This is a genomic window from Limnohabitans sp. (assembly GCF_040400975.1).
GTDB lineage: Bacteria > Pseudomonadota > Gammaproteobacteria > Burkholderiales > Burkholderiaceae_C > Limnohabitans_A.
Window position 1 is genome coordinate 1 of the sequence record NZ_JBBAPF010000024.1, and the last position, 26,517, is coordinate 26,517.

Sequence of the window (26,517 nt, forward strand, 5' to 3'; positions counted from 1 at the left end):
CTTTCTGTCTCGGGGGCACCGTATTGCGGCGCACCAAAAAATCGTTTTGCATGGCGTGAAACTTCACGTCCACCAGCCGCGCCGTGTTGTCGGCCCGCTCCAAAAACGTGCCCATGCGCATGAAATACAGCGACTCGTCCATCAGCATGGTGCCCACCGTCACGCCGCGTGACAGGTGCGAGCGGAACTTGACCCATTCAAAAAATTGGCCTGGATCGCGCTCGAACTCACCGCTTTTGAGCATGCGGTTGACCTCGAGCCAGGTCTGGTTTTGGGTTTCCCACACTTCGGTGGTGAGGGTGCCGCGCACGGCGCGGGCGTTTTCTCGTGCCGCCCGCAAGCACGACAGGATGGACGAGGGGTTGTCAGCGTCTTTGACCATGAAGGCCATCACATGGCGCGGCGTGATGGTTGCGTAGCGCGCCAGGTACGAGGGCAGCAATTCGCTGATGGACAAAAGGCCTTCCCAACCGGCTTCGACAGCGGCGGCAGATTGGGGCAGCAAGGAAGTTTCATAGCTCACATTGAGCATGCGGGCGGTGTTCTCGGCCCGCTCCATGTAGCGGGACATCCAAAAGAGGTGGTCGGCGGTTCTTGAAAGCATGTGTGTGGTCCCCTGTTCAGTCTTGCAAGATCCAGGTGTCCTTGGTGCCACCGCCCTGGCTGCTGTTGACCACCAAAGAGCCCTCTTTGAGCGCCACACGGGTCAGCCCGCCAGGCACCATTTGCACCGTGCGCCCGCTCAGCACAAAGGGGCGCAGGTCGATGTGGCGCGGGGCAATTCCGCTGTCCACATAGGTGGGGCAAGTCGACAGGCTGAGGGTGGGCTGGGCGATGTAGCCCTCGGGGTTGGCCAGCAGTGCGCCACGGAATCGTTCAATTTCTGCTTGGGTCGAGGCGGGTCCCACCAACATGCCGTAGCCCCCTGCGCCATGCACCTCTTTGACGACCAGATCTTTCAAATGCGCCAGGGTGTACTGCAAATCGTCGGGCTTGCGGCACTGAAAAGTCGGCACGTTTTTGAGGATGGGCTCCTCACCGAGGTAGAACTTGATCATGTCGGGCACATAGGGGTAGATCGATTTGTCGTCGGCCACCCCCGTGCCCACCGCGTTGCAGATCGCCAAATGTCCGGCTTTGTAGGCCTCCATCAGTCCCGCGCAGCCCAGGGTCGAGCTGGGGCGGAAGACATTGGGGTCCAAAAAGTCGTCGTCGACCCGGCGGTAGATCACATCCACCCGCTTGGGGCCGCGTGTGGTGCGCATGTAAACGAACTTGTCTTTCACAAACAGGTCTTGGCCTTCCACGAGCTCCACCCCCATTTGCTGGGCCAAAAACGCGTGTTCAAAGTAGGCGCTGTTGTACATGCCGGGCGTGAGCACCACCACCGTGGGCTCGGCCGTGGTGGCGGGGCTGCTGGCGCGCAAGGTCTCCAGCAGCAAGTCGGGGTAATGCGCCACCGGGGCCACGCGGTGCTGGCTGAAGAGTTCTGGGAACAGCCGCATCATCATCTTGCGGTCTTCCAGCATGTAGCTCACCCCACTGGGCACACGGAGGTTGTCCTCCAGCACGTAGTACTCGCCCTTGCCCGCGCTGTCCGGGGCTCGCACGATGTCGATGCCGCTGATGTGCGAATAAATCTGGTTGGGCACATTCACCCCCACCATTTCGGGACGGAACTGGGCATTGCGTTCGATCTGCTCACGCGGGATGATGCCCGCCTTCAAGATTTCTTGATCGTGGTAGACGTCGTGAATGAAACGGTTCAAAGCCGTCACGCGTTGCACCAGCCCAGCTTCCATGCTTTTCCACTCGGGGGCAGCGATGACGCGGGGAATCAGGTCAAACGGGATCAGGCGCTCGGTGCCCCCCTCGTCGGTGTCCGCTTCTTCGTCTTGGTCGCCATACACGGCAAAGGTGATGCCCACCCGCCTGAAAATCACCTCAGCCTCTTCGCGACGCGCTGCCATGGTTTGGCTGTCTTGCGCTTGCAACCAACGGGCATAGGCCTGGTAATGCTCTCGGACTTCACCCTCCTCGCCCGATGCGGGCAGGCGGCTGTACATCTCATCGAATTGGCGCATGGGTCTTCACTCCTGAATCAAGCAATGCAAGATATATACCCGCCTTGAAAATCACCCCAGGGCGGTTCAAGGCAGAACCGACTGCACCCCACTGCGGTGCCAATACCGTTGCCGCTCGGCCCGCTCGCACTGCACCTGCGCAGGGGCTTGGCTGCGCCAAGTGGCCGCACCGCAGCGGGTGCTCTCGACCAGTTGACTGCCTTGTTGGGCATAACGCGCCACCACCTCAGCCGCCGGGTGGCCAAACCGGTTGCGGTAACCCGCCTGCACGAGCACGATGCGGGGCTGTAGCGCCTGTAAAAACGGCGGACTCGAAGAGGTTTTGCTCCCATGGTGCGGCGCCAGCAAGACGTCCACGGGGCTCAGACCCCAGTCCACCAGCGCCAGCTCTTGGCGGGCCTCGATGTCGCCCGCCAGCAGAGCACTGCCCTGCGGAGTGCTGATGCGCAAGACGCAGCTGACTTCATTGGGCTTGGGCTTTTTAGTTAACACAACCAAGGGCGGCGGGTGCAACACCTCAAAGACCACCCCATCCCACACCCAGGACTGACCCGCATGGCAACGCGTCCAGCCCAGCCTGAGGGCGTGCAAAGGGTGCTCGTCTTCAAGCGAAGACCACAGCGCCGCTTGTCGCTGCATGGCCAGCACCGCAGCCGCGCCGCCCGTGTGGTCGCTGTCCCGGTGGCTGAGCATCAGCACATCGAGCCGCTCACCCATTTGGGTCAGCAAGGGCACCAGCACGCGGTGTCCGGCATCGCTCTCCGCGGAATAACGGGGTCCCGCGTCGTACAAAAGGCTGTGCTTGGCGGTGCGCACCAAGACCGCATTGCCCTGCCCCACGTCGGCCGCCAACAACTCAAACTGACCGTGCACCGGGCGTGGAGGCGACCAAAAAAAGACGGGGCAAAGCATGGGCAAGCACAGCAGCTTCCAAGACATGGGCATGCGCAACACCAAGCCCAGCGCCCCCGTCAGCGCCAACAGGGCCAAGCCCCAAGGCGGCATGGCGCTGGAGACGCTGGCCAGCGGCCAAGACGAAAGCCAAGCCAACAGGGCCGACAAAGGCTGCAAGGCCCAAGAGGCCAAATCCCAAAACCCAGAGTTCAGCACACCCAGCAAAGCCAGTGGCGTGATGACCAAGGTCACCCAGGGAATAGCCAACACATTGGCCAGCAAGCCCACCAAAGACACCTGCCCAAAAAACAGCAAGGTCAACGGTGCCAGCGCCAAAGTGATTTTGGCTTGCTCCCGCAGCAAAGACCCGAGCTTGGGCCACACCCATGCGAGCCACCCCGAATTCACCCATGCACCGAAGCGGTGCCAAAAGGCGCTGTCCTTGACACCGTCACGCCAATTCGGTGCGTTGCTCGTATCCCCTTCTGGTGCGCCTGCGGCTTGTCGCTGGCCTTGTGGGTCAGACGCCATCAGCACCCCCACGGCCACAAAACTCAACCAAAAACCGGGTTGCAGCAAGGCCCAAGGGTCCCAGGCCAGCACCACAGCACACGCCGTCAACCACACCAAAGCACCATGCCAGTGGCGTGCCGAGACCCTGAGCACCACCACCACCCCCAACATCAACAAGGTGCGCTGCGCAGGCAATCCCCAACCACTGAACAAGGCATAAAACCCCGCCAAGAGCAAACCCGCCACAGCGCCCACATGCACCGCAGGCCAATGCAAAGGCCCCACAAAACCCCATAGGGCCGATCGCCGCCAAGCCCAGCCCACCAAGGCTGAGGCCAACCAGGCAAACATGGTCACATGCAAGCCGGAAATGCTCATCAAGTGCGCCACGCCTGTGGCCCTGAAAACATCCCAATCGCTGCGGTCAATCGCGGCCTGATCGCCCACCACCAAGGCCGCCAACACCCCAGCACGCTTGGCGGCATCGGCATCGGTGCCTGGACCCGCCAAGTGCATCAACAAACTGTCGCGCACCGTTTGACGCCAGCCCTCGATGGGGTGCCTCCAGGAGCTGCCCAGCCGCACCGGCGGCGGATCTTTGACCCGGGTACGCACATGCCCTGTAGCCCGTATGCCCTGCTCCCACAGCCACAATTCGTAGTCAAAACCACGCGGGTTCATGTGGCCGTGCGGCGCTTTCAGGCGCACCCGCATGCGCCAACGCTCGCCAGCCTTTAGAGGTTCAGGCAAGGCCGTCAGTTTCCAGCCGCTGTCATGTGCGCCGTCTTGTCCGTACCAACCCAAATACACCTGCGCAGGCAAATCTCGTGACAGGTCCACCGGCTGCAACGCGCCCACCGCATCCACCCGCCAAGCCTCTTCGATCCGAAAACGAAACCGCCAACCCAGGTCTTGCCTTTGGGGCATGGCTTGCACCACGCCCACCACATCCAGGTCTTGCCCTTCCAAAGACGCCGACATGGCCAAGGAGCGCGACTGGGCGTGCAAACCGGTCACGGCAAAAGCCATCCAAGCCCACCAAAAACCCCAAGCCAGCGTGGCAGGTCGGCGACCCCAAACACGTCGCCGCAGCACCCAAGCCACAGGGCACGCCACCGCCAGTGCTGCGCCATAAAGCGCTGTGGGCCACAAAGCCGTTTGCTGTAATTGAAGGGCCACCCCCAAGCACCAAGCCAATAGGCTCACCCCCAAAACACGTGCCCAGCCCATGGCCATCATGGGCATACCTCCTGGACACACACGGTCAACAGCCCGAGCGCTGTGCTGCAGCATCGCTTCACGTCAGCCTCCCTGAATTGGCTGTTATTGGATTCGACGGGTCTTGGCCCACTTGTCGTTACACGCAGCGGCTGTTCGCAAACACTTTGAAGGACTCTGGCTTGGATCAAAAAGTGCAGCAGTGCTGGCGCGTGTCTTGCTAGTTGTAAACGCCCAAGCTGCATTTGTCATGCGTGCAGCCCCTGTTGCGCTGAACGAGATATGTCGATACACGTTGCCCTGCACCACGTCACCCACTACACCTACGACCGTCCCGTTCAACTTGGCCCCCAAGTCATCCGACTGCGCCCTGCCCCGCACAGCCGCAGCCGCATCCTGAGCTACAGCCTGCAGGTCGAACCCGCAGAGCACTTCATCAACTGGCAGCAAGACGCTTTTGCCAATTACCAGGCGAGGTTGGTTTTCCCGAAAAAAACCACGTCTTTCAAAGTGACCGTGGACGTGGTCATCGAAATGGCGGTGTTCAACCCCTTTGACTTTTTTCTGGAGCCTTCTGCGGAAGAAGTGCCTTTCAATTACACCGACACGGTGCGTGAAGAACTCCTGTCCTACCTGTTCAAGGAATCCAACACACCGCTGTTCAAGAAGTACCTGGCCAGCATCGACCGCCAGCGCCAAAGCACCATCGACTTTTTGGTGCAGATCAACCAACGTCTGCACCAAGACATCCGCTACACCATCCGCATGGCGCCGGGTGTGCAAACGGCCGAAGAAACCCTGACCCTGAAAAGTGGCTCTTGCCGCGACACGGCTTGGCTTTTGGTGCAACTGTTCAGGCACATGAACATCGCCGCACGTTTTGTCTCGGGCTACTTGATCCAGCTGGCGCCCGACGTGAAATCGCTTGATGGCCCGAGCGGCACCGAAGTCGACTTCACCGACCTGCACGCTTGGTGCGAGGTGTATTTACCCGGCGCGGGCTGGGTGGGCTTGGACCCGACTTCGGGCCTCTTGGCAGGCGAAGGCCACATCCCGCTGGCCTGCACGCCGCAGCCGTCCGCCGCCGCGCCCATTGAAGGCCTGATGGACGAGGCCGAGGTCGATTTTCACCACGAGATGAAGGTCACCCGCATCCACGAGTCACCCCGCGTGACCAAGCCCTACTCTGACGATCAATGGGCCGATGTGCTGCAACTGGGTGAACAAGTCGATGCGCAACTGGTGGCACAAGACGTGCGTCTGACCATGGGTGGTGAGCCCACTTTCGTGGCCACCCAAGACCGCGACGCAGCCGAATGGAACACCGACGCCTTGGGGCCCACCAAGCGGGGCCTGGCGACCGAGTTGGTGCACAAGCTGCGTGATCGATACGGTCGGGGCGGCTTTTTGCACTTTGGCCAAGGCAAGTGGTACCCGGGCGAGCAATTGCCGCGCTGGGCACTGAGCATTTACTGGCGCTCCGACGGCACGCCCTGCTGGCAAGACCCTTCGGTGTTTGCCGACGAACGCGAACCCAGCCGCTACACCAGCGCCGACGCACTGCGCTTCATGCAGGCTCTGACACAGCAACTGGGCCTGCCAGGCGACACGGTGCTGCCGGGCTACGAAGACACTTGGTACTACCTGTGGCGCGAGCGCCGCTTGCCGGTGAACGTGGACCCGTTTGATGCCCGGCTGGACGACGAGATGGAGCGCAACCGTTTGCGCCGCATCTTCAGCCAGGGGCTGGACGCGGCGGTGGGCTATGTGCTGCCGCTGCAACCCATCGATCCGCCCGAGGGCAAGGGCCCAGTGCTGACAGGAACGCAGTGGCAAACCGGCCGCTGGTTTGTGCGCGACGAGCGCATGTACCTGATGCCCGGCGATTCGCCCATGGGCTGGCGTCTGCCGCTGGACTCTCTGCCTTGGGCCGCACCCACAGACCGCTGGCACATGATTGAGCAAGACCCTTTCGCCCACCGTGTTGACTTGCCTGTACCCCCCATCACGCTGCAAGCTCGCCACGCCAACGCAAGGGTGAAGGCTGTCGCTCCCGCCAAGTTTCAGTCCGATCCATCCGTCGTGCGCACAGCCTTGTGTGTGGAAGTGCGCGATCCGAACCGGGCCAACGGGCCAAAATCCGAATCAGAGGCCATGGTCAAGGGCGAAAAGTCTGGCGTGCTTTACGTCTTCATGCCGCCGCTGACGCGCCTCGAAGACTACCTGGCACTGGTCAGCGCGGTGGAATCCACAGCACGCCATCTGGGCATGAAGATCGTCTTGGAAGGCTACCCGCCACCCCGCGACCCGCGTCTCAAACTGTTGCAAGTCACGCCCGACCCCGGCGTGATCGAGGTCAATATCCACCCGGCCCACAACTGGAAAGAGCTGGTGGACCACACGGAGTTTTTGTACCAAGCCGCTTTCGAGACGCGCTTGTCGGCCGAGAAATTCATGACCGACGGCCGCCACTCGGGCACCGGCGGCGGCAACCACATGGTGATGGGCGGCGCCACCCCTGCCGACAGCCCCTTTTTGCGTCGCCCCGAGTTACTGGCCAGCCTCATCCTTTATTGGCACAACCACCCGAGCCTGAGCTATTTGTTCAGCGGCATGTTCATTGGCCCAACCAGCCAGGCCCCACGCGTGGACGAAGCGCGCAACGACCAGGTCTATGAACTGGAAATTGCGCTGCGCGAGATCGTGCGCCATCGGCAAAATCATGGCAAAGACATGCCGCCTTGGGTGGTGGACCGCAGCCTGCGCAACATCCTGATTGACGTGACGGGCAACACCCACCGCAGCGAGTTTTGCATCGACAAAATGTATTCACCCGACAGCAGCACCGGGCGCTTGGGGCTCTTGGAGTTGCGCGCGTTTGAGATGCCGCCGCACGCCCGCATGAGCATCGTGCAGCAGCTTTTGCTGCGCGTCTTGGTGGCGCGCTTTTGGGACGAACCCTATTCAGCGCCTGTGACGCGTTGGGGCACCGAGCTGCACGACCGGTTCATGCTGCCGCACTGGATCCACAAAGACTTTGAAGACGTGCTGACCGAGCTGGGCGATGCAGGTTTTCACTTTGACCCGAGCTGGTTCGCGCCGCATTTCGAGTTCCGCTTCCCGCTGGTCGGCCAAGTCAAGGTCGATGGCGCGGTGGTGACGTTGCGCAATGCCTTGGAGCCTTGGCACGTCATGGGCGAAGAAAGCGGCGCGGGCGGCACCGCCCGCTATGTGGACTCGTCTCTGGAGCGCATCGAAGTGCATGTGAGCGGCATGAACCCGGCACGCCACACGGTGACCGTGAACGGCCACCCCCTACCCCTGCAACCCACAGGCGTGGCGGGCGAATACGTGGCCAGCGTGCGCTACAAAGCTTGGAACCCGCCCTCGTCACTGCACCCCAGCATTGGCGTGCACGCGCCGCTGACGGTGGATTTGGTGGACACCTGGATGAAGCGCTCGCTGGGCGGCTGTCAATACCATGTGGTGCACCCCGGTGGCCGCAGCTACGACAGCTTCCCGGTCAACGCCTATGAAGCCGAAAGCCGCCGCCTGGCCCGCTTCTTCCGCATGGGCCACACCCCCGGGGCAATGAAACAACTGCCGGCCCTGCAACCCAATGGCTTGCTGAACGCCAGCCCGGAGTTCCCATACACCCTGGACTTGCGGCGCTGTGGATCAACGACAATGAAGCGATGAATGGGCCCTCTTACTCACCCGACGAAACCCAAAAACCGCACACCATGACTTGGTTGGCGCTTCAGCAAGAGCGGGCACCCGTGGGGCATTGGGACGAACTGCGGGGCGCGGTCACACCGCCCGTCAAAACACCAGGCCACACCCTGGCAGCGCCGACCGTCAGCGGCCTGTGGCAGGGCTTCATCGACCCGTTGGACAAGTCGACCCAGGCCCGCGATGCCGAGTTGAACACCCGAATGCAACACTTGCAGCGGCAAGTGCGCGACAACGGCATCACCTACAACGTGTATGCCGCCGCCGACCAACCGCAACGCCCCTGGTCGCTCGATTTGTTTCCCCTCATGCTGGGCCACAAGGACTGGCAGCAAATCGAATCGGGCGTATTGCAGCGCATGCAGCTGCTGGAAAACATCATGGCCGACGCCTATGGGCCGCAGCAACTCGTGAGCAGTGGCCAGCTGCCCGCTGCTCTGGTGCAAGGCCACCCGGCGTATTTGCCCGCCATGCACGGTGTGGTCCCGGTGGGTGGGCGGTTTTTGTCGCTGGCCGCATTCGACCTCGCACGCGGCCCTGATGGTTTGTGGTGGCTGCTGTCGCAGCGCACACAAGCACCCTCGGGTTTGGGCTACTTGATCGAAAACCGGCAGATCGTGTCTCGGCAGTTTCCGCAAGCCTTTGAGGCCCTGCCCGTGCAACGCTTGGCACAGACCTACCGCACGCTGATCGACGGCATCAAGGCCAGAAGCCCAGCGGGCGCCTCGGCACACATCGCGCTGCTGACCCCCGGCCCCTACAACGAAACCTATTTCGAACACGCTTACTTGGCCCGTTATTTGGGTCTGAGCCTGGTGCAGGGCAACGACCTGACGGTGCGCGATCAAAAGCTGTACCTCAAAACCTTGCAGGGCCTGCAGCCCGTGCACGGCTTGCTCAAACGCGTGGACGACGACTGGCTGGACCCGCTGGAGTTGCGCGCCGAGTCCACTTTGGGTGTGCCGGGCCTGCTGCAGGCAGTACGCAGCGGCAACGTCTTGGTGGCCAACACACCAGGCTCGGGTTTTTTGGAATCCAACGCGCTGCTGGGCTTCATGCCGGCCCTAGCCAAAACCCTGCTGGGCCAAGCGCTGATGCTGCCCGCCATCCCCAGTTGGTGGTGCGGCGAAGCCGCAGCGCTGCAAGACGTGTTGCCCCGCATCCCCAGCTGCGTCATCAAACCCACTTACCCGCACCACACCGACCGCCAAAGCTTTGAGCCGGTGCTGGGCCACCGCCTGTCACGCCAAGGACAAAACGAATGGGCAGGTCGCATCTTGCGAGACCCCGACGCCCACACTTTGCAGTCGTGGTTGCCGCTGTCGCACCAACCCACTTGGCAAACCCGAGCCGATGGTGTCTCCAGCATCCAGTCGCGACCGGTGGTGTTGCGGGTCTTTGCCGTCACCGACGCGCAAGGCGGCTGGCAGGTCTTGCCCGGCGGCTTGGCTCGCTTGGGCACGCGCGAGGGCATCGCCTCGATGCAACGTGGCGGCAGCAGTGCCGATGTGTGGGTGCAAAGTCCTGCAGCCCCAACTGTGGCAACCGGAGGCGCCAGCGCGGTCTCGGTCATCCCAACCTCCAGCGACGCCAGCGAAGCCAGCGCAAAGCGCCAACGCCTGGTCACGAGCCGTGCTGCAGAAAACCTGTTCTGGATGGGTCGCTACACCGAACGCACCGAAAACAGCTTGCGCGTGGTGCGTTTGGGCCTGGAAGTTCTGAACGGAGAAAACCAGAACCTGCCGTGCCTGCTGCACTTCATCACCCGCATGGCCAACCACCATGGCTTGGTGCGGGCCGGTGTGCCCCCCGCAGGCCAAGCGCACCGGGTGTTTGAGCGCTCGCTGATCGCGGGCCTCTGGGACCAAGAGCTGGCCACCAGCGTTGGCTTCAATTTGCGCTCGGTGCGGCTGGCAGCAGCCTCGGTGCGTGAGCGCCTGTCGCCCGAGCACTGGCGTTTGCTCGAACAGGCCGAAGCGCGATTTTTCAAACCGCACGAAGACCTGAGTGCACCTGAAACGCCGAGCGTACAAGCAGGTACGGTTCTTGACACCGCAACGGTGCAAGGTCTCTTGGCAGACACCAGCCAAATGCTGGCTGCCCTCACAGGTGCGCAAACCGACCGCATGAGCCGCGACGACGGTTGGCGTTTCCTCTCGATAGGTCGGCACATTGAGCGCCTGGCGTTTTTGTCCCACGCCTTGAGTGAAGCGGTGCAATGCGGCCTGATCGCCGAGCAAGCCGGGTTCGATGCGGTGCTGGAATTGTTTGACAGTACCATCAGTTTCCACGCCCAACACCAACAAAGCCGAACACCCCAAGCCCTGATCGATCTGCTGGTGAACGACCCGGACAACCCGCGTTCGCTCGGCTGGGTGGCGCACACCTTGCGCGGCCGACTTCGGCGCATGGGCACGCTGGCCGATGGGGCCACTTTGGCATTGGCCCAAGCTTTGCCCGATTGGCAGGGCGAGAGCGCCACCTCACTCTGGCCTGTCGGCGCAGCCCCCACCGGCAACGACCAGCCCTTGCCTTTGCAAAACACTTTGGCAGATTGCCAAAGCGCTGCCCGACAAGTCTCGGACCAGTTGTGCGCCTTGTTTTTCACGCACAGCGGCGAAGCCCGCTACAGCGTCAGCGCCTGAAAAGCCGAGACCCCATGCGCCTGGCCATCACCCACGACACCCGCTACCGCTACAGCCCCGCCGTGCAGACCGCGCAGCATGTGGCCCACCTGCAGGCGGCCAACACCCCTTGCCAAACAATCGTCCATCACGCGATGCAGGTAGAGCCTGTCGCCACGGTGCAGCACAACATCGACGCTTTTTTGAACCACCGCGCGTATTGGGCTTTGACCCATCCGCACGATGGCTTGTGGGTGCGGGCCTACAGCGAGCTGGAAACCCGCGAAACACCCGAAGCCACCAGTGCCCAAAGCTGGGAATCGGTGCGCGAGCATTTTCGCTACCGGGCCGGCCAAGCAGGCGATGTGCACAGCCGCTTTGTATTCGGCTCGAACCATGCGCCTGTGCACGAAGCGTTTTGGGCCTATGCCCAAAGCAGCTTCACACCCGGTCGCCCCTTGGTGCAGGCCGCCCAAGAACTCACGGCGCGCATGCACCGCGACTTGCGCTACGAAATCGCCAGCACCGACATCAACACCCCGGCCCTCGAGGCTCTGGCTCAACAACGCGGTGTATGCCAAGACTTTGCCCATATTTTGGTGGCTTGCTTGCGCTCACTGGGCCTGCCCGCCCGATACGTGAGTGGCTACCTGCTGACCCAGCCCCCGCCCGGTCAAGCCCGTTTGGTGGGCAGCGATGCATCCCATGCTTGGGCTTCGGTTTATCTGCCCGAGCTGGCCAGCCACGCCTGCCAAGGCTGGCTGGACCTGGACCCGACCAACAACCGCACAGGATGGGCCAGCCCAGGCCTTGACTATGTGCGTTTGGCCGTGGGCCGCGATTTTGCCGATGTCTCGCCGCTGCGCGGTGTGCTGCAAGGCGGTGGTGCGCACACGCTGGAGGTGGCGGTCACGGTGGCGCCGCTGGACTGATCAGCCCCTGGGGTGGTGCTGGGCGTGCAGGGTCTTGAGGCGTTCACGCGCCACATGGGTGTAAATGGTGGTGGTCGAAATGTCGGCATGGCCGAGCAGCATTTGCACCGCCCGCAAATCGGCCCCGTGGTTCAGCAAATGCGTGGCAAAGGCGTGGCGCAAGGTGTGCGGCGACAGCGGCGCGGTGATGCCCGCCTCGATCGCGTAGCGCTTGACCAAATTCCAAAACATGACGCGCGACATGCCTGTGCCGGGCTTGGGGCCGCTGGTGGTGATGAAGAGGTCCTCGGTCTGCCGCTGGCCCAGCATCGCGGGGCGGGCCACGGCCAAATAACGCTGCAGCCATTCACGCGCCTCTTCGCCAAAAGGAACCAAGCGCTCTTTGCTGCCTTTGCCCATGATGCGCAGCACACCCTCGTTCAAGGACACGTGCAGCGTTTTGAGGCTGACCAACTCGCTCACGCGCAGGCCGCTGGCATACATCAGCTCCAGCATGGCGCGGTCGCGCAAACCCAGATGGGTGTCCACATCTGGCGCACGCAACAGTGCGTCCACTTGGGCCTCGCCCAAAGTCTTGGGCACACGCAGCGCCTGCTTGGCGGCCAACATGCGCAATGTGGGATCAAGCTTCATCAGGCGTTCGCGCAGCGCCCAACGGAAAAAACGCTTGAACACGGTGAGCCTGCGGTTGGCCGATGTGGCCTTGGTTTGCCCATGGCGCTCGGCAAAGTAAGCCTGCAGGTGGTGTTCTTGGGTCGCCTCCAGCGCCAGCCTGTGCGTTAAAAAAAGCCAGGTGGCGAAGAGGGACAGGTCTTGACGGTAAGCGGCCAAAGTGTTGGTGGCCAATCCGTCTTCCAGCCAGAGGGCCTCGGCAAAGCTGTCGATGGCATTCTGGCTGGTCTCGTGCATGGACTGGTATCAGTCCAGCTTGAGTTTTTGCTGGTCAACCACTTTTTTGTAGGCGTCAAACTCGGATTTGATTTGGGCCGTGAACTCTTCAGGCGAGTTGGCCACCACCAAAGAGCCTGTGTCGTTGATGCGCTTGGTGACACCCGGATCTTGCAGGGCTTTTTTCACACCCGCGCTGATTTTTTCGACCACTTCTTTGGGCAAGTTCTTGGGGCCCCAGATGCCATAGAAGGCCATGCGGTTGACGGGCTCCAGACCCACTTCTTTGAAAGTGGGCACGTTGGGCAACTGAGGCAAGCGTTGAGGCGCTGCAATCACGATCGGCACCAATCGGCCAGTTTGGATGAAGGGCAAGGCCGAGGGCAAGTTGTCAAAAATGATCGGCACTTGGCCAGCTACGGTGTCATTCAGGGCTGGGCCTGCACCGCGGTAGGGGATGTGCGTGATGAAGGTGCCGGTCAAGCTCTTCCACAACTCGGTCTGCAAGTGGCCAATGCCGCCCGTGCCGGAAGATGAATAAGAGTATTTACCGGGGTTCTTCTTGATCTCAGCCAAAAACCCAGCGTAGTCCTTGGCCGGGAAGCTGGGGTGCACCGCGATCACATTGGGCGTGGCCGCAATGTTGATGATGGGCGTGAAATCGGTCAGGGAGTTGTACGGAATCTTGGGGTTGATGGCCGGGTTGGACGCCGTGGTCGACACCGTGGCCATGCCCAGGTTGTAGCCATCGGGTGCAGCGCGCGCAGTTTCTGTCGCACCCACCACACCGCCGCCACCGGCTTTGTTTTCAACGATGACGCTTTGACCCAAAACTTTGCCCAAGGGCTCGGCAATCACGCGGGCCACGATGTCGGTCGTGCCGCCGGGTGCAAAGGGCACTTGCAAGCGGATGGTTTTGTTGGGATAAGCCTGAGCCAACACGGAACCGCTGGCGAACAGCGTTGCAGCCAAACCGGCCACAGAAACAAAAGAACGACGCTTCATGCAAAAAACTCCTGAAAAAGGGCCCCATCATAGGGACAAACAGTGCAGGCCAAAGAGGGATAGACCCACAAAACCAGCAAATATATCAACACCTGAACCCAAGTGACAGGGCCATGGGCTGGAACTGTGCTGGGTTTGTTATCCTAGCTGAGTGAACTTTGCAGAACTTCTTTTCCCTGATTTTTCCTTGATCTTGTGCGGCTATTTGATTTGCCGCTTCACGGCCCTGAACCGTTCGGTGTGGCAACAAGTCGAAAGCCTGGTTTATTTTTTCTTGTTTCCGGTCCTGCTGTTTCACTCGATTGTGAAAAGCCCACTCGACGTGGTGGCCGCCTCCAGCCTGATCGGCGCGGGCTTGAGCCTGGCGGCATGCGCCATTTTGCTGTCTTACACCCTGCCCTATTGGCCCCTCATTGGCCCCCGTTTGGACCGGCGCGACCACGCCGCCAGTGCCCAAGTGGCCTTCCGATTCAACTCCTTCATTGGTATAGCGCTGGCCGAGCGCTTGGCGGGCCCTCAGGGCTTGCTGCTGATCGCCGTGCTGATCGGTTTTTGCGTGCCCCTGTTCAACATCGGGGCGGTCTGGCCCATGGCGCGTCAGGCCAATACCGGCTTTGTGCGCGAACTGTTGCGCAACCCGCTGATCATCGCCACAGCGTCGGGCTTGGTGGCCAATTTGCTCGGCTTTCGGTTGCCCGCTTGGATTGAACCCAGCGTCAGCCGCATTGGATCGGCGTCTTTGGCACTGGGCTTGATGGCTGCCGGTGCAGGCATGCAGCTGGACTCTTTGCGCCAAGGCAAGTTGTTGGGTGCTTGTGTGCTGACGATCAAACACCTGGTCATGCCTTTGATCGCATTGGGCATGTGTCTGCTGTTCCGACTTGACACGGTGCAGTCCACCATCTTGTTGGCTTTTTCGGCCCTGCCCACGGCGTCCACTTGCTATGTGTTGGCAGCGCGCATGGGCTACAACGGACCCTATGTCGCGGGCTTGGTGACTCTGTCCACCCTGGGTGGCATGTTGAGCCTGCCCATTGCGCTGGGCGCCCTGCGCGCTTATGTCCTTTAGCCCTTGTGAATTTCAAGCTCTCGCCAACGACCAGGCCACTTGCTCTTGGACCACCGGGTCAGGGTGTTGGGCCCAAGCCGTCAAGGTTTTCAGCAAAACCTCTCGTTCCTGTGACTTCAAAGACGGCGACTTGAATGCGTTGCCAGCGGCCAAGGCCAGATTGCGCAGCCAGCGGTCGTGTCCGATGCGGCGGATTGCGCTGCCCTCGGTGCGGCGCAAAAACTCGGATTCGCTCCAGGCCATCAGTTCGGCGATGCTGGACGCACCCAAGCCCTCACGGGCCTGCCAGTCGGGCAAGGGGCTGAGCATCGCAAACTTGTTCCAAGGGCAGGCCAGCTGGCAGTCGTCGCAGCCGTAAATGCGGTTGCCGATCAGCGGGCGCAAGGCTTCGTCGATCGGTCCGGCATGCTCGATCGTCAAATAGGAGATGCAGCGGCGCGCATCCAACTGGTAAGGCCCGACGATGGCCTGGGTGGGGCACAGGTCCATGCAGGCGGTGCACTGGCCGCAATGCGCCGATGTCGCAGGCGTTTCGGCCAGGGCCAAATCCACAAACAATTCGCCCAAAAAAAACATCGACCCGGCCTCGCGGCTCAGCACCAAGGTGTGTTTACCGCGCCAACCGAGGCCGCTGCGGGTGGCCAGCTCGGCTTCCATGACCGGGGCCGAATCGGTGAACACGCGGTGGCCAAAGGGGCCAATGGCCTCGGCGATGCAGTCCTGCAGTTTTTGCAGGCGGCTGCGCAAGACTTTGTGGTAATCGCGCCCCCGGGCATAGAGCGAGACCACCGCCTCCCCCGGCTGCAGACTGCGAGCGGTTTCGCGGACAAGCCAATCGGGCGGCGTGTCTTGCGGCAAATAGTCCATGCGGGCGGTGATCACGCTCACCGTGCCCGGCACCAGCTCGGCCGGACGGGCGCGCTTCATGCCATGGCTTTCCATGTAAGCCATGCTGCCGTGAAAGCCCGCATCCAACCAAGCTTGTAATCCGGGCTCTGCCGAGGACAAATCGATACCGCTCACGCCAATTTGGGACAATCCCAGCTCTCGGGCCCAGATCTGGATCTGGGCCCACAGTTCAAGAAGGTCGATTTGAGTACGTTGAGCAGTCACCCACCGATTGTAGAAAGCCCCACCCCCCCAGCGCATTGGCAGGGCTTGTGGCCGAACGAGGCTGCCACGCAGGCCTTTGCCACGCAACTGGCGCAAGGCCTCGGCCAATGGCCCGGCGGGCGCGATGCGCGCATCGAGCTGCGCGGCAACCTGGGCGCGGGCAAAACCACTTTGGTGCGCCACCTGCTGCGAGCGGCCGGGGTGACGGGCCGCATCAAAAGCCCGACCTACGCGGTGCTGGAGCCGCATCAGGCGGGCGCTGGCGACAGCGCTTGGCCGATCTGGCATTTTGACTTTTACCGCTTCAATGACCCACAGGAATGGGAGGACGCGGGCTTTCGCGACATCTTTGCTGGACCCGGTTTGAAGCTGATGGAGTGGCCAGACAAAGTGGCCGGGCAACTGCCGCCCTCAGACTGGGTGATTGCACTGGAGGCCATCGACGAAGACCAACGACGCGTGCGCATCAGTGCCCACACGCCAGCAGGTCAGGTTTGGCTGAAGGCTTGGCTGCAGACGGTCTCAGCCCTCAAGCCAAGCGCCACAGGAGCGGTCGATGCGCCGTGACCGCCGCCGTCTGCTGAAGGCGGGCTTTTTGGCCTTGAGCCTGGGCGCGGCGCAATTGGCCCGTGGGGCCAACATGGTGGCCGTGCGCATTTGGCCTGCCCCCGATTACAGCCGGGTCACGCTCGAATCGGACACCCCGCTCAAAACCACACAAACCTTTGTGGCCTCCCCGCCTCGTCTGGCGGTGGACATTGAAGGCATGCAGCTGAACGCCGCTTTGCGTGAACTGGTGGGCAAAGTGCAAGCGTCTGACCCCAACATCGCCGGTATTCGGGTGGCCCAATACAGCGCCAACGTGGTGCGCCTGGTGATCGACCTCAAGCACCCGATCACGCCGCAGGTTTTCAGCCTGACGCCGGTTGCACCTTACGCGCACAGGCTGGTGCTGGACCTCTACCCCGTGCAAGCCGTGGACCCGCTGGAGCAATTGATCCAGCAGCGCATCGCGCCCACTTTGCCCTCATTGCCATCCGCCCCCGGTGCCGCCCTGGCACTGCCCTCTTCGCCCGCCTCGGTCAACGACCCTTTGGGTGAACTGATCGCCCGGCAAAGCCAGTCGGCTGCTGGCGCGGCCGTGCCCGTGACCCCGCCGCTCGCAACCTCGACACGGCGCCAAGACATGCAAGCTGCGCCCGACACGTTCATGGATGCCCCGGGTCGGGCCAACAGGACGACCCCCTCCGATCGGACCGATCGCCTGATCGTCGTTGCATTGGACCCTGGCCATGGCGGTGAAGACCCCGGAGCCATTGGACCTGGGGGCACCCGTGAAAAGGACGTGGTGCTCAACATCGCCAAAATGCTGCGCGACCGCATCAACGCCAGCAGCGTCAACGGCAACCCCATGCGCGCTTACCTGACGCGGGACGCCGACTTTTTCATTCCCCTGCACGTGCGCGTGCAAAAAGCCCGGCGTGTCCAAGCCGACCTGTTTGTCAGCATCCATGCCGACGCCTTTTTCACACCCCAAGCGCGCGGCGCCAGCGTGTTTGCACTCAGCCAAGGCGCCGCCACCAGCGCCGCAGCGCGGTGGATGGCCCAAAAAGAAAACAAGGCCGATTTGATTGGCGGCATGAACCTGGGGGGTCAAGACAACCAAGTGCAGCGTGCCTTGCTCGACATGAGCACGGCTGCGCAAATCAAGGACAGCTTGCAATTGGGTAGCAGTCTGCTGCGAGAAATCGGCAGCGTGGGGCGGCTGCATAAACCGCGCGTGGAACAAGCGGGTTTTGCCGTGCTCAAAGCCCCCGACATTCCCAGTGTGCTGGTGGAGACGGCCTTCATCAGCAACCCCGAAGAAGAAGAAAAGCTTCGCAGCGAGGTCTATCAAAAACAACTGACCGAAGCCTTGATGCGAGGCATCCAGCAGTACTTTGCGCGCAACCCGCCGCTGGCCAGACACCGGGGCATCTAGCCCCCAACGGCCGCTCAAGAGGCCTGACGCGCCTTCCAAGCCCCGATCACGGCAATCAAGCCCGGCACGATGATCAAGGCCCAAATGATCTTGGAGAGGTGCGCTTGAACGATCGGCAGATTGCCAAACAGGTAACCCACCGACAACAGGCCCACCACCCAGATCACCGCACCCACCACATTGAAAAAGGTGAATTTGCTGCGGGTCATCTCGGCTACGCCCGCCACAAAGGGCACAAAGGTGCGCACAAAAGGCATGAAACGAGCCAAGATGATGGTGATGCCGCCGTATTTTTCATAAAAAGCGTGGGCCTGATCAAAGCCCCTGCGGCTGAAAAACCGCGACTCTTCCCACTGAAAAACCCGGGGCCCAAAGTAGCGCCCAATCGTGTAGTTCATCTGGTCGCCCAAAATGGCCGCGGCCAACAACAAACCCATGACCAAAGGCAAACTCATCAAGCCTGCGCCGCACATGGCACCCACGATGAAGAGGAGCGAGTCGCCCGGCAAAAAGGGCATGACCACCACACCCGTCTCCACAAAAATGATCATGAACAGCAAGGCATACACCCAGGCCCCGTGTTGGGCGACAAAAGCCTCTAGGTAGCGGTCGACATGGAGGATGAAATCAACGAGTTGCAGCAAGATGTCCATGCGCAGATTATCCCCGGACTCCGCACTTCACCAGACCCCCTAAAATCTCCACGTGAATTCCCAACAGACCCCGGCTCCCGCGCGCCGCCCCATCCGCGAACTCCCCGATGAACTGATCAGCCAGATCGCCGCAGGTGAGGTGGTCGAACGCCCTGCTTCAGTGGTGCGCGAGTTGGTGGACAACGCCATGGACGCAGGAGCGCAAAGCATCACGCTGCGCCTGATGGGTGGCGGCACGCGCCTGATCTCGGTGGAAGACGACGGTGGCGGCATTGCCCCGGACGAACTGGCCACCGCTCTCAAACGCCACGCGACCAGCAAGATCGGCAACCTGGATGAACTCGAATCGGTGATGACCATGGGTTTCAGAGGCGAAGCGCTGGCGGCCATCAATTCAGTGTCCGAGCTCACTTTGCTCTCGCGCATGGATGGCCAGGCCACTGCCTTTGCCTTGGATGGCCGCACCGGCGAAATTCGACCTGCCGCCCGTGCCGTGGGCACCACGGTGGAGGTCAAAGAGCTGTTCTTCTCAACCCCGGCACGCCGCAAGTTTTTGAAAAGCGACAGCACCGAGTTGGCCCATTGCATCGAAGCCGTGCGCCGCCACGCCCTGGCCCGCCCCGATGTGGGCTTTGCCATTTGGCACGAGGGCAAGCTGGTCGAGCAGTGGCGCGTACACCCCGGAGCAGCAGGCCTGGAGCAGCGGCTGGCCGATGTGTTGGGCGAAGAATTTTTGGCGCAATCCATTGCCGTGGAGTACAAGGCCGGGCCGCTCAAGGTGATCGGCCGCGCCGGTTTGCCTGACGCCGCCCGCTCGCGGCCAGACCACCAATTTGCTTATGTGAATGGCCGTTTTGTGCGTGACAAAGTGGTCATGCACGGCGCGCGCAGCGCTTACGAGGACGTGCTGCACGGCCACAAACAACCGGCCTATGCGCTGTTCATGCAAATCGATCCGACGCTGGTGGACGTGAATGTGCACCCCACCAAGATTGAGGTGCGCTTTCGGGACAGCCGCGCGGTGCACCAAGCCGTGCGACACGCCATCGAAAACGCGCTGGCTGCGCCGCGTGCCCACCTGCTGACCGATGCGCCAAGCGCCGCCGACAGCGCTTTTGACCTGAAAGCCTCCGCCCCCAAAGCCTTGCCCGAGTCAGCGGCCTGGCAGCAAGGCGGTATGGCTTTCGAACGCCCTGGCCCTTCCACTTTTTCAGCCCCCAGCTACAAACCAGCCGACTTTGTGCGCCCCCGCGTGGACGGCGAGCAAGCCATGGCCGACCTGAAAGCGCTGTGGAACCCGCCTGGGCGCAGCGAAGACCTGAGCGCTCAAGAAGCCCGCCCTGCCGATTGGCCAAAACCCCTCGCGGTCGGAGACCATTCGCTTGCAGGGGCAAGCGCCTACAAGGGTGCGGATACGTCACCACCTCTGCCCGAAGGCGAATGGCCGCTGGGCCGCGCCATCGCACAGCTGCACGGTGTCTACATCTTGGCCGAAAACAAACAAGGCCTGGTGGTGGTGGACATGCATGCCGCGCACGAGCGCATCGTGTACGAGCGCCTGAAAAACCAACTCAACACGCAAGGCAGCGATGGGCCACGCATCGCCAGTCAACCGCTCTTGATCCCCGCCACTTTTGCCGCCAACCCGAGCGAAGTGGCCACCGCAGAGGCCTGCGCCGAGGTGCTGGAACAACTGGGTCTGGAAATTTCGCCGCTGTCGGCCAAGACCTTGGCCGTGCGCGCCGTGCCCACCAGCCTCGCGCAAGGCGATGCGGTGGAGCTCGCTCGCAGCGTGCTGGCCGAACTGGCGCAACACGACGCCAGCACCGTGGTCCAACGCGCCCAAAACCAGATCCTGGCGACCATGGCCTGCCACGGGGCAGTGCGTGCCAACCGCCGCCTGACACTGGACGAGATGAACGGCTTGCTGCGCCAAATGGAAGAGACCGAGCGTTCTGACCAATGCAACCATGGCCGCCCCACCTGGCGACAAATGGGTATGCGCGATCTGGATGCTTTGTTCTTGCGGGGCCGCTGATGGAACACCTCCGTTTGAACGACCACAAAGCGATGGGCGAGGCCGGTGTGTGGACTGCCCGATTTGGCGAGCGAAGCGAGTATCAGGGCAGCCACGCACCGGCCTCGCCCATTGCGTTTCACGAAGAAACCACCGCATAAGCAGCATGTCGCAAAAACTCGTCGTCCTGATCCTGGCGCTGCTGCTCGGTCTGCAACCTGTCACCACCGACCTGTATCTGCCCGCACTGCCCGCCATCACCGAAGGCTTTGCCGCGGGCATGGGTCAAGCCCAGCTCACGCTCACGGCCTTGCTGCTGGCATTTGGCCTGTCGCAACTGGTGTGGGGCCCGCTGTCTGACCGCTTGGGTCGCAGGCCCATCTTGCTCTGGGGCATGGGCGCTTACGTGCTGGCCTCGGTGGCCTGCGCGTTGGCCCCCAGCATGGCCTGGCTGATTGCAGGCCGCGCCCTGCAAGGGGTGGCCATGGGCGCTGGTGTCATGGCCGCACGCGCCGTGGTGCGTGACCTGTATGCCCCGGCACAAGGTGCCCACGTCATGTCGCAAGCCCTCACCGGGTTGGGCATCATTGCCTGCACTTGCGCCCCGATGGGCGGCCTGCTGACCGACTGGCTGGGCTGGCGAGTGGCCCTGCTCAGCTTGGCCACCTTTGGCGCCCTCACCTTCTGCTTGCTGCTGTGGCGCTTTGAAGAAACCCTGGCGCGGCCCAACCCCGACGCCCTGCAGCTGCGCCAACTGTGGCTGGCTAACCGCGACATCTTGCGCCACCCCACCTTCCGGGCCTGGTGCGCCTTGTCTTCGGGCTCTTACCTGGGCCTGTTCACCTTTTTAGCCTGCTCGGCCTTTGTGTTCACCCGCAGCATGGACTACAGCACCACGGCCTATGGGTTTTTCATGCTCAGCATGTCACTGTCTTACATCGTGGGCACCTTCTGGTGCCGCTGGATGCTGCGGCGCACCAGCGTGCAACGCACTGTGGGCGTTGCCGCCTTCCTCACCTTGGCGGGCGGGGTCAGCATGGCGGGTCTGGCCTATGCGGGCCAAGGCCAAGCCTGGTATGGCGCGTCCAGTGTGCTGGGACCGATTTACCTGTTCATGTTGGGCCACGGCGTGCACCAGTCTTGCGGTCAAAGCGGCGCGGTCGGACCGTTTCCGCAACGCGCGGGCACGGCCTCGGCACTCAATGGCTTTTTGATGATGCTGGGCGCCTTCTTCATGGGGGGCTGGCTCGGCACACAAATGCACGAGCCTGTCTTTGCGCTGGCCCATGGCCTGCTGTTGTGGAGTGTGGTCATCAGCATCGTCGCCTGGACCTTGGTGCAACGCCACGGCCGCCCAGAAATGCAGACCCCACCCGACAAGGCCGCGGCATGAATGCAACTGACGTGAGCGCCGCCCAGCAGCGTCCGGTAGACGCCATCGCCATCGTTGGCCCCACCGCCAGCGGCAAAACTGCGGCAGCCTTGGCCCTGGCCGAAAGCCTTCAGCCCCAAGGCGGAGCCGAAATCATCAGCGTTGACTCGGCACTCGTCTACCGGGGCATGGACATTGGCACGGCCAAACCCAGCCGCGAAGAACTGGCCACCGTGCCCCACCACCTGATCGACACGCTGGACCCGCTGCAAAGCTACAGCGCAGCCGAATTTGCCAAAGACACCACCGCCTTGATCCACGACATCCGAGCCCGTGGCAAAACACCGCTCTTGGTGGGCGGCACCATGCTCTACCTCAAGGCTTTGCTCGAAGGCCTGAACGACATCCCCGCCGCCAACCCCGAGATCCGCGCCCAAATTCAGCTAGAAGCCGAGCAACTGGGCTGGCCCGTACTGCACGCACGGCTGGCCCAGGTTGACCCCACCACCGCAGCCCGTCTGGCTCCGCATGACAGCCAACGCATTGGCCGCGCCCTCGAAGTCTGGACCGCCAGCGGCCAGACCCTCACCTCTTTTCACCAAAGCGCCAAAACGCATGCGCCCGACTGGCACATCCCCGTCATCAGTTTGGAGCCACAAGACCGCGCCTGGCTACACCGGCGCATCGCGCTGCGCTTGGCGCAGATGATGGCAGCGGGCTTCATGAACGAAGTCCAAGCCCTGCGCGCACGCGGCGACTTGCACCCCGACCTGCCCTCGATGCGCTGCGTGGGTTACAGGCAAGCTTGGGAAGGCTTGGATGCAGGCTGGCGCGAGGCCGAGATCCTGGAGCGCGGCATCTTCGCCACGCGGCAACTGGCCAAGCGGCAGATCACTTGGCTGCGCAGCATGCCCGATCGGTTGGTGGTAGCGGCCGATGGGCCGGATGCGTTGAACGAGGTATTGCGTTCAGCCAACCCATTGAGCCGCTAATCACCGGCATCTTTTCGTCGACCGCTTTTGATCTTGGACTGCATGGCCTTGCCCTCCAAGCGCCTTTGCACTGAGCCATAAGTGGGCTTGGTGGCTTTGCGGGGTTTGGGGGCCTTGGCGTAGCGCTCCAGGGTTTCGTACAGGCGGGCCAAGGCATCGGCGCGGTTGGCTTCTTGTGTGCGGTGTTTTTGGGCTTTGAGGATGAACACACCCTCCAGCGTCAGGCGGCTGTCGCCGGACTGCAGCCAACGCTGCTTGACGTCGTCGGGCAAAGATGAACCCTGCAAATCAAAACGCAGCTGGATGGCGCTGGAGACCTTGTTGACGTTTTGCCCGCCGGGGCCTTGCGCCCGAATGGCGGTCAGTTCAATCTCGGCGTCATCGATGTGCAGGGCGTGTTTCATTTGGCTCTGCACCTGCAGTCACTGCAGGGGCCCCTTGAGGTTTTCCGGTACGGGCAAGGCCATGACATCGATGCCTTCGTCGATCAAGGCCTCGGTTTCTGCGCGGGTGGCTTGGCCCCGGATGCTGCGCTCTTCGCTTTCTCCGTAATGGATTTTGCGGGCCTCTTCGGCAAACTGGCTGCCCACGTCTTCGGTGTTGGCCATGACGTGGCGAACCATGTTCATCATGGCCGCCTGAATTTGTTGCAAGCTGGGCTGGGCCATTTCGGACTGCGCCGCAGGGGGAGCAGACGCCTCATATTCAGAACGCGTCTCGGGGACTTTTACTGCAGTTGCAGCACCGGCCTCTTGCCCACCGCCCTGCCCCTGCGGCACGACCGGGGCGGTGCCGTGGCCCAGATTCAAACGAGGGGCCGAGAGCATTTTGGTGATCTCGCTGTCGTTGCACACCGGACACGTGACCAAGCCCCGCTCGCGCTGGCTGTCGTAATCGGCTTGAGAGCCAAACCAGCCTTCAAAGCTGTGGCCCAAGGCACATTGCAAGTCGAGGACTTTCATGGGTGTGTGGTCAGGTGGTGCGGGCTCGGGCATCAAACCATCACGCGATGGTTTGCCACTCGAGGGGCCATTGGCCCGATTGCACATTTTGCAACCAAAGCAGGCCCGTCAATGTCTTGGCGTCGGTCAACAGGCCTTGCTGGCAAGCGGCCATCAATTCGGCCGGGGTGGCGGTGAACACATCCAAAAACTCGTCCTTGTCGAGTTGACGCTCGCCCAAGGTCAAGTCTTTGGCAAACCAGATCTCGATCACCTCGGTGGAGTAAGCGATGACCGGGTGCAACACCCCGGCACGGGCCCACTGCCTGGCGGTATAGCCAGTTTCTTCGAGCAGTTCGCGTTGGGCACACAGCCAAGGGTCTTCACCGGGGTCGAGCTTGCCCGCCGGAAACTCGGTCATGACCTGACCCACGGGGTAACGGAACTGCCGCTCCATCACCAAGCGCAGACCGTCTGGGGTGTCGAGCATGGGGATGACCATCACCGCCCCGGGGTGCACCACGTATTCACGGGTGGCGAGGTTTTGATTGGGCAGTTGCACGGTATCGCGCCGCACATGCAAAAAGTGCCCGCGCAAGAGCTCCTCTTGGTGAACCCGGTTTTCGATCAGGTGGTCGTCAGACATGCCAGCAAGGTTGAGGGCTGCGCTGCGCTCAGTGTTTGCGGTGCATCAGGTAACGGTAAACAAAACCCGGAAAGGCCAAGGTGACGAACATGGTGCCCGTGACCGCATAAAACTCCCAGCCTTGGGGTGCGATTTGCCCGGCATGGTTTTCCAAAGCCAAACCCACACCGCCCACCACGAAGTACAGCAACACCAATTCAGCCAAGCGCCAAACCAAGGGCTTGGACAAGCGCGCTGGACCCAGCAGCAAGACCCGTTGGTTGATGAAAGGCAGATTGGCCGCCACCAAAGCCAACAGGATCAAGGCCGTGATTTGGGTGGAGGTGTTCATGGTCTGGCGTTTGAAAGATCAAACCGCGAGCATGCGCACGATCGAGTCGGCACACAAGGCCATGAGCGCACCAGGGAAAATGCCCAGCAACAGCACCAACAAACCGTTGGTGGACAAGACCAAGCGCACATCGAGCGAAGCCGAGACGGTGGTGGCCGTGACCGGCTCGTCAAAGTACATGACTTTGACCACGCGCAAGTAGTAGAAAGCGCCAATCAGCGACATGATGACCGCAAAGATGGCCAAGCCCATGTAGAAAGCCTGACCGGAGGCCACCAAGGACTGCAAAACCGACAACTTGGCGTAAAAACCGACCATGGGCGGGATGCCAGCCATCGAGAACAGGCAGATCGCCATCACGCCCGCATACAAGGGGCTGCGTTGGTTCAGACCTGCCAGGTCGGTGATCTCTTCGCTCTCAAAGCCTTGACGGGCCAGCAGCATGATGATGCCAAACGCAGCCAAGGTGGTCAGCACATAGGACACCATGTAGAACATGGCCGAGCTGTAGGCATTGGCCGCCAGGGTGGTCTCACCATTGATCACGCCGGCCACAAAGCCCAGCAGCACAAAACCCATTTGCGAAATGGTCGAATAAGCCAACATGCGTTTGAGGTTGGTCTGGGCAATCGCCGCCAAGTTACCAATGAGCAAAGAAGCCATCGCCAACAGGGCCAACATTTGTTGCCAGTCAAACGCCAGGGGCAGCATGCCCTCGACCAACAAACGCACCAGGATGGCGAAAGCCGCCAGCTTGGGCGCGCCGCCGATCATCAAAGTGGCAGCGGTGGGGGCACCTTGGTAGACATCGGGAATCCACATGTGGAAAGGCACGGCACCAATCTTGAACGCCAAGCCGGCCACGATGAAGACCAAACCGAACACCAACACTTGGTGGTTGACCTGACCGGAGGCAATGGCTTTGAGCACCGCCGACAACTCCAAGCTGCCGGTCGCGCCATACATCATGGACATGCCATACAGCAAGAAGCCAGAGGCCATGGCACCCAACACGAAATACTTCATGGCCGCTTCGGTGGCCAGGGTGTGGTCGCGGCGCAGCGCCACCAAGGCGTAGCTCGACAGGGTCAACAACTCCAGACCCAGATAAATCACGATGAAGTTCTGACCCGAGATCATCATGCTCATGCCCAGCAGGGCAAAGAGGCTCAGGCTGAAAATTTCACCGCCGCGCAGCATGTCGCGGTCATGGGCATAAGGGCGCGAATACACCAAGGTGACCATCACCGCAATCGTGGCGAAACATTTGAGCCAATGGCCCATCGGGTCGCTGACCACCATGCGGCCAAAGCCATACAAAGTCTGACCGGCATCGGCATAAAAAGCGTGCAGCAAGGCCACGCCCGCCAAAGAAGCCAGCGTCAGCACATAAGTACCGGTGCGCTTAGGGCTTTTCACGAAGAGGTCGGCCAGTGTCACCACGCAGGCCATGACCAGCAACACGATCTCCGGATACATCGTCATCCAGCTGGAGTTGTCCATCATCTGTGT

General features: G+C 61.8%; 22 protein-coding genes. 10 read left to right on the forward strand and 12 right to left on the reverse strand.

Features of this window, described 5'->3' with window-relative positions:
- The 3 genes from ABWQ00_RS12675 to ABWQ00_RS12685 all read right to left on the reverse strand — a co-directional run.
- On the reverse strand, window positions 1-604 hold a 604-nt coding region (locus ABWQ00_RS12675; protein ID WP_353239041.1), incomplete at its 3' end, for an alpha-E domain-containing protein.
- A 16-nt stretch (window positions 605-620) separates the two neighbouring features.
- The gene (locus ABWQ00_RS12680) at window positions 621-2,084 is read right to left on the reverse strand and encodes a circularly permuted type 2 ATP-grasp protein (protein WP_353239042.1); all 1,464 of its coding nucleotides are present in this window, start codon (window positions 2,082-2,084) and stop codon (window positions 621-623) included.
- Between the two features lie 66 nt (window positions 2,085-2,150).
- Entirely contained in the window at window positions 2,151-4,730 is a 2,580-nt protein-coding gene (locus ABWQ00_RS12685) for a DNA internalization-related competence protein ComEC/Rec2 (RefSeq protein WP_353239043.1), read from the reverse strand.
- 261 nt (window positions 4,731-4,991) lie between these two features.
- On the opposite strand from ABWQ00_RS12685, the gene ABWQ00_RS12690 reads away from it, so the two are divergent.
- The 3 genes from ABWQ00_RS12690 to ABWQ00_RS12700 are packed head-to-tail and all read left to right on the forward strand — an operon-like array spanning window position 4,992 to window position 11,997.
- A complete protein-coding gene (locus tag ABWQ00_RS12690; RefSeq protein ID WP_353239044.1) occupies window positions 4,992-8,408 on the forward strand; it encodes a transglutaminase family protein in 3,417 nt (1,138 codons plus the stop codon).
- Window positions 8,405-11,086, forward strand: a complete 2,682-nt coding sequence (locus ABWQ00_RS12695) for a circularly permuted type 2 ATP-grasp protein (RefSeq protein ID WP_353239045.1) — start codon at window positions 8,405-8,407, stop codon at window positions 11,084-11,086. The genes ABWQ00_RS12690 and ABWQ00_RS12695 overlap by 4 nt, the downstream gene beginning before the upstream one ends.
- A 14-nt stretch (window positions 11,087-11,100) precedes the next feature.
- Window positions 11,101-11,997, forward strand: a complete 897-nt coding sequence (locus tag ABWQ00_RS12700; RefSeq protein WP_353239046.1) for a transglutaminase family protein — start codon at window positions 11,101-11,103, stop codon at window positions 11,995-11,997.
- On the opposite strand, the gene xerD is transcribed toward ABWQ00_RS12700, so the two are convergent.
- Window positions 11,998-12,906, reverse strand: coding sequence for a site-specific tyrosine recombinase XerD (gene xerD / locus ABWQ00_RS12705; RefSeq protein WP_353239047.1), 909 nt, complete (start codon window positions 12,904-12,906; stop codon window positions 11,998-12,000). It abuts the gene before it with no gap.
- 9 nt (window positions 12,907-12,915) lie between these two features.
- Entirely contained in the window at window positions 12,916-13,890 is a 975-nt protein-coding gene (locus ABWQ00_RS12710) for a tripartite tricarboxylate transporter substrate binding protein BugE (protein ID WP_353239048.1), read from the reverse strand.
- Between the two features lie 151 nt (window positions 13,891-14,041).
- Between ABWQ00_RS12710 and ABWQ00_RS12715 the strand changes: the two genes are divergently transcribed.
- Entirely contained in the window at window positions 14,042-14,959 is a 918-nt protein-coding gene (locus ABWQ00_RS12715; protein ID WP_353239049.1) for an AEC family transporter, read from the forward strand.
- Between the two features lie 12 nt (window positions 14,960-14,971).
- Here the strand turns inward: ABWQ00_RS12715 and queG are convergent, their stop codons facing one another.
- Window positions 14,972-16,072, reverse strand: a complete 1,101-nt coding sequence (gene queG / locus ABWQ00_RS12720) for a tRNA epoxyqueuosine(34) reductase QueG (protein WP_353239050.1) — start codon at window positions 16,070-16,072, stop codon at window positions 14,972-14,974.
- Here queG and tsaE point away from each other — a divergent pair.
- Together tsaE and ABWQ00_RS12730 are read left to right on the forward strand one after the other, a co-directional pair.
- Window positions 16,052-16,639 (forward strand): tRNA (adenosine(37)-N6)-threonylcarbamoyltransferase complex ATPase subunit type 1 TsaE, encoded by a 588-nt coding sequence (gene tsaE / locus ABWQ00_RS12725; RefSeq protein WP_502908133.1) that lies wholly within the window; start codon window positions 16,052-16,054, stop codon window positions 16,637-16,639. The genes queG and tsaE overlap by 21 nt on opposite strands.
- Entirely contained in the window at window positions 16,629-18,053 is a 1,425-nt protein-coding gene (locus ABWQ00_RS12730) for an N-acetylmuramoyl-L-alanine amidase (protein ID WP_353239051.1), read from the forward strand. The genes tsaE and ABWQ00_RS12730 overlap by 11 nt, the downstream gene beginning before the upstream one ends.
- Window positions 18,054-18,067: 14 nt before the next feature.
- Here the strand turns inward: ABWQ00_RS12730 and ABWQ00_RS12735 are convergent, their stop codons facing one another.
- The gene (locus ABWQ00_RS12735; RefSeq protein ID WP_353239052.1) at window positions 18,068-18,706 is read right to left on the reverse strand and encodes a DedA family protein; all 639 of its coding nucleotides are present in this window, start codon (window positions 18,704-18,706) and stop codon (window positions 18,068-18,070) included.
- A 52-nt stretch (window positions 18,707-18,758) separates the two neighbouring features.
- Here ABWQ00_RS12735 and mutL point away from each other — a divergent pair, with 52 nt between their 5' ends.
- From mutL to miaA, 4 genes are read left to right on the forward strand one after another with little or no spacing between them, the layout of a single operon-like run.
- Window positions 18,759-20,744, forward strand: coding sequence for a DNA mismatch repair endonuclease MutL (gene mutL, locus ABWQ00_RS12740; RefSeq protein WP_353239053.1), 1,986 nt, complete (start codon window positions 18,759-18,761; stop codon window positions 20,742-20,744).
- 14 nt (window positions 20,745-20,758) lie between these two features.
- Window positions 20,759-20,884, forward strand: coding sequence for a hypothetical protein (locus tag ABWQ00_RS12745; RefSeq protein WP_353239054.1), 126 nt, complete (start codon window positions 20,759-20,761; stop codon window positions 20,882-20,884).
- Window positions 20,885-20,889: 5 nt separating this feature from the next.
- Window positions 20,890-22,116: a multidrug effflux MFS transporter gene (locus tag ABWQ00_RS12750; protein ID WP_353239055.1), complete on the forward strand. Its 1,227-nt coding sequence runs from the start codon at window positions 20,890-20,892 to the stop codon at window positions 22,114-22,116.
- Window positions 22,113-23,087, forward strand: a complete 975-nt coding sequence (gene miaA / locus ABWQ00_RS12755) for a tRNA (adenosine(37)-N6)-dimethylallyltransferase MiaA (protein WP_353239056.1) — start codon at window positions 22,113-22,115, stop codon at window positions 23,085-23,087. Before ABWQ00_RS12750 ends, miaA begins: the two co-directional genes overlap by 4 nt.
- On the opposite strand, the gene arfB is transcribed toward miaA, so the two are convergent.
- The 5 genes from arfB to nuoN are packed head-to-tail and all read right to left on the reverse strand — an operon-like array spanning window position 23,084 to window position 26,511.
- Entirely contained in the window at window positions 23,084-23,491 is a 408-nt protein-coding gene (gene arfB / locus ABWQ00_RS12760; protein WP_353239057.1) for an alternative ribosome rescue aminoacyl-tRNA hydrolase ArfB, read from the reverse strand. The two genes, miaA and arfB, sit on opposite strands and share 4 nt — an antisense overlap.
- 18 nt (window positions 23,492-23,509) lie before the next feature.
- Complete coding sequence (locus ABWQ00_RS12765; RefSeq protein ID WP_353239058.1) at window positions 23,510-24,049, reverse strand: DUF1178 family protein; 540 nt, start codon at window positions 24,047-24,049, stop codon at window positions 23,510-23,512.
- Between the two features lie 40 nt (window positions 24,050-24,089).
- Window positions 24,090-24,674 carry an NUDIX domain-containing protein gene (locus ABWQ00_RS12770; RefSeq protein ID WP_353239059.1) on the reverse strand — a complete coding sequence of 195 codons (585 nt, stop codon included), beginning with the start codon at window positions 24,672-24,674 and terminating at the stop codon, window positions 24,090-24,092.
- Between the two features lie 28 nt (window positions 24,675-24,702).
- A complete protein-coding gene (locus ABWQ00_RS12775) occupies window positions 24,703-25,005 on the reverse strand; it encodes a DUF2818 family protein (RefSeq protein ID WP_353239060.1) in 303 nt (100 codons plus the stop codon).
- 18 nt (window positions 25,006-25,023) lie between these two features.
- On the reverse strand, window positions 25,024-26,511 hold the full coding sequence (nuoN, locus tag ABWQ00_RS12780) for an NADH-quinone oxidoreductase subunit NuoN (RefSeq protein ID WP_353239061.1): 1,488 nt from the start codon (window positions 26,509-26,511) through the stop codon (window positions 25,024-25,026).
- Window positions 26,512-26,517: the final 6 nt, after the last annotated feature.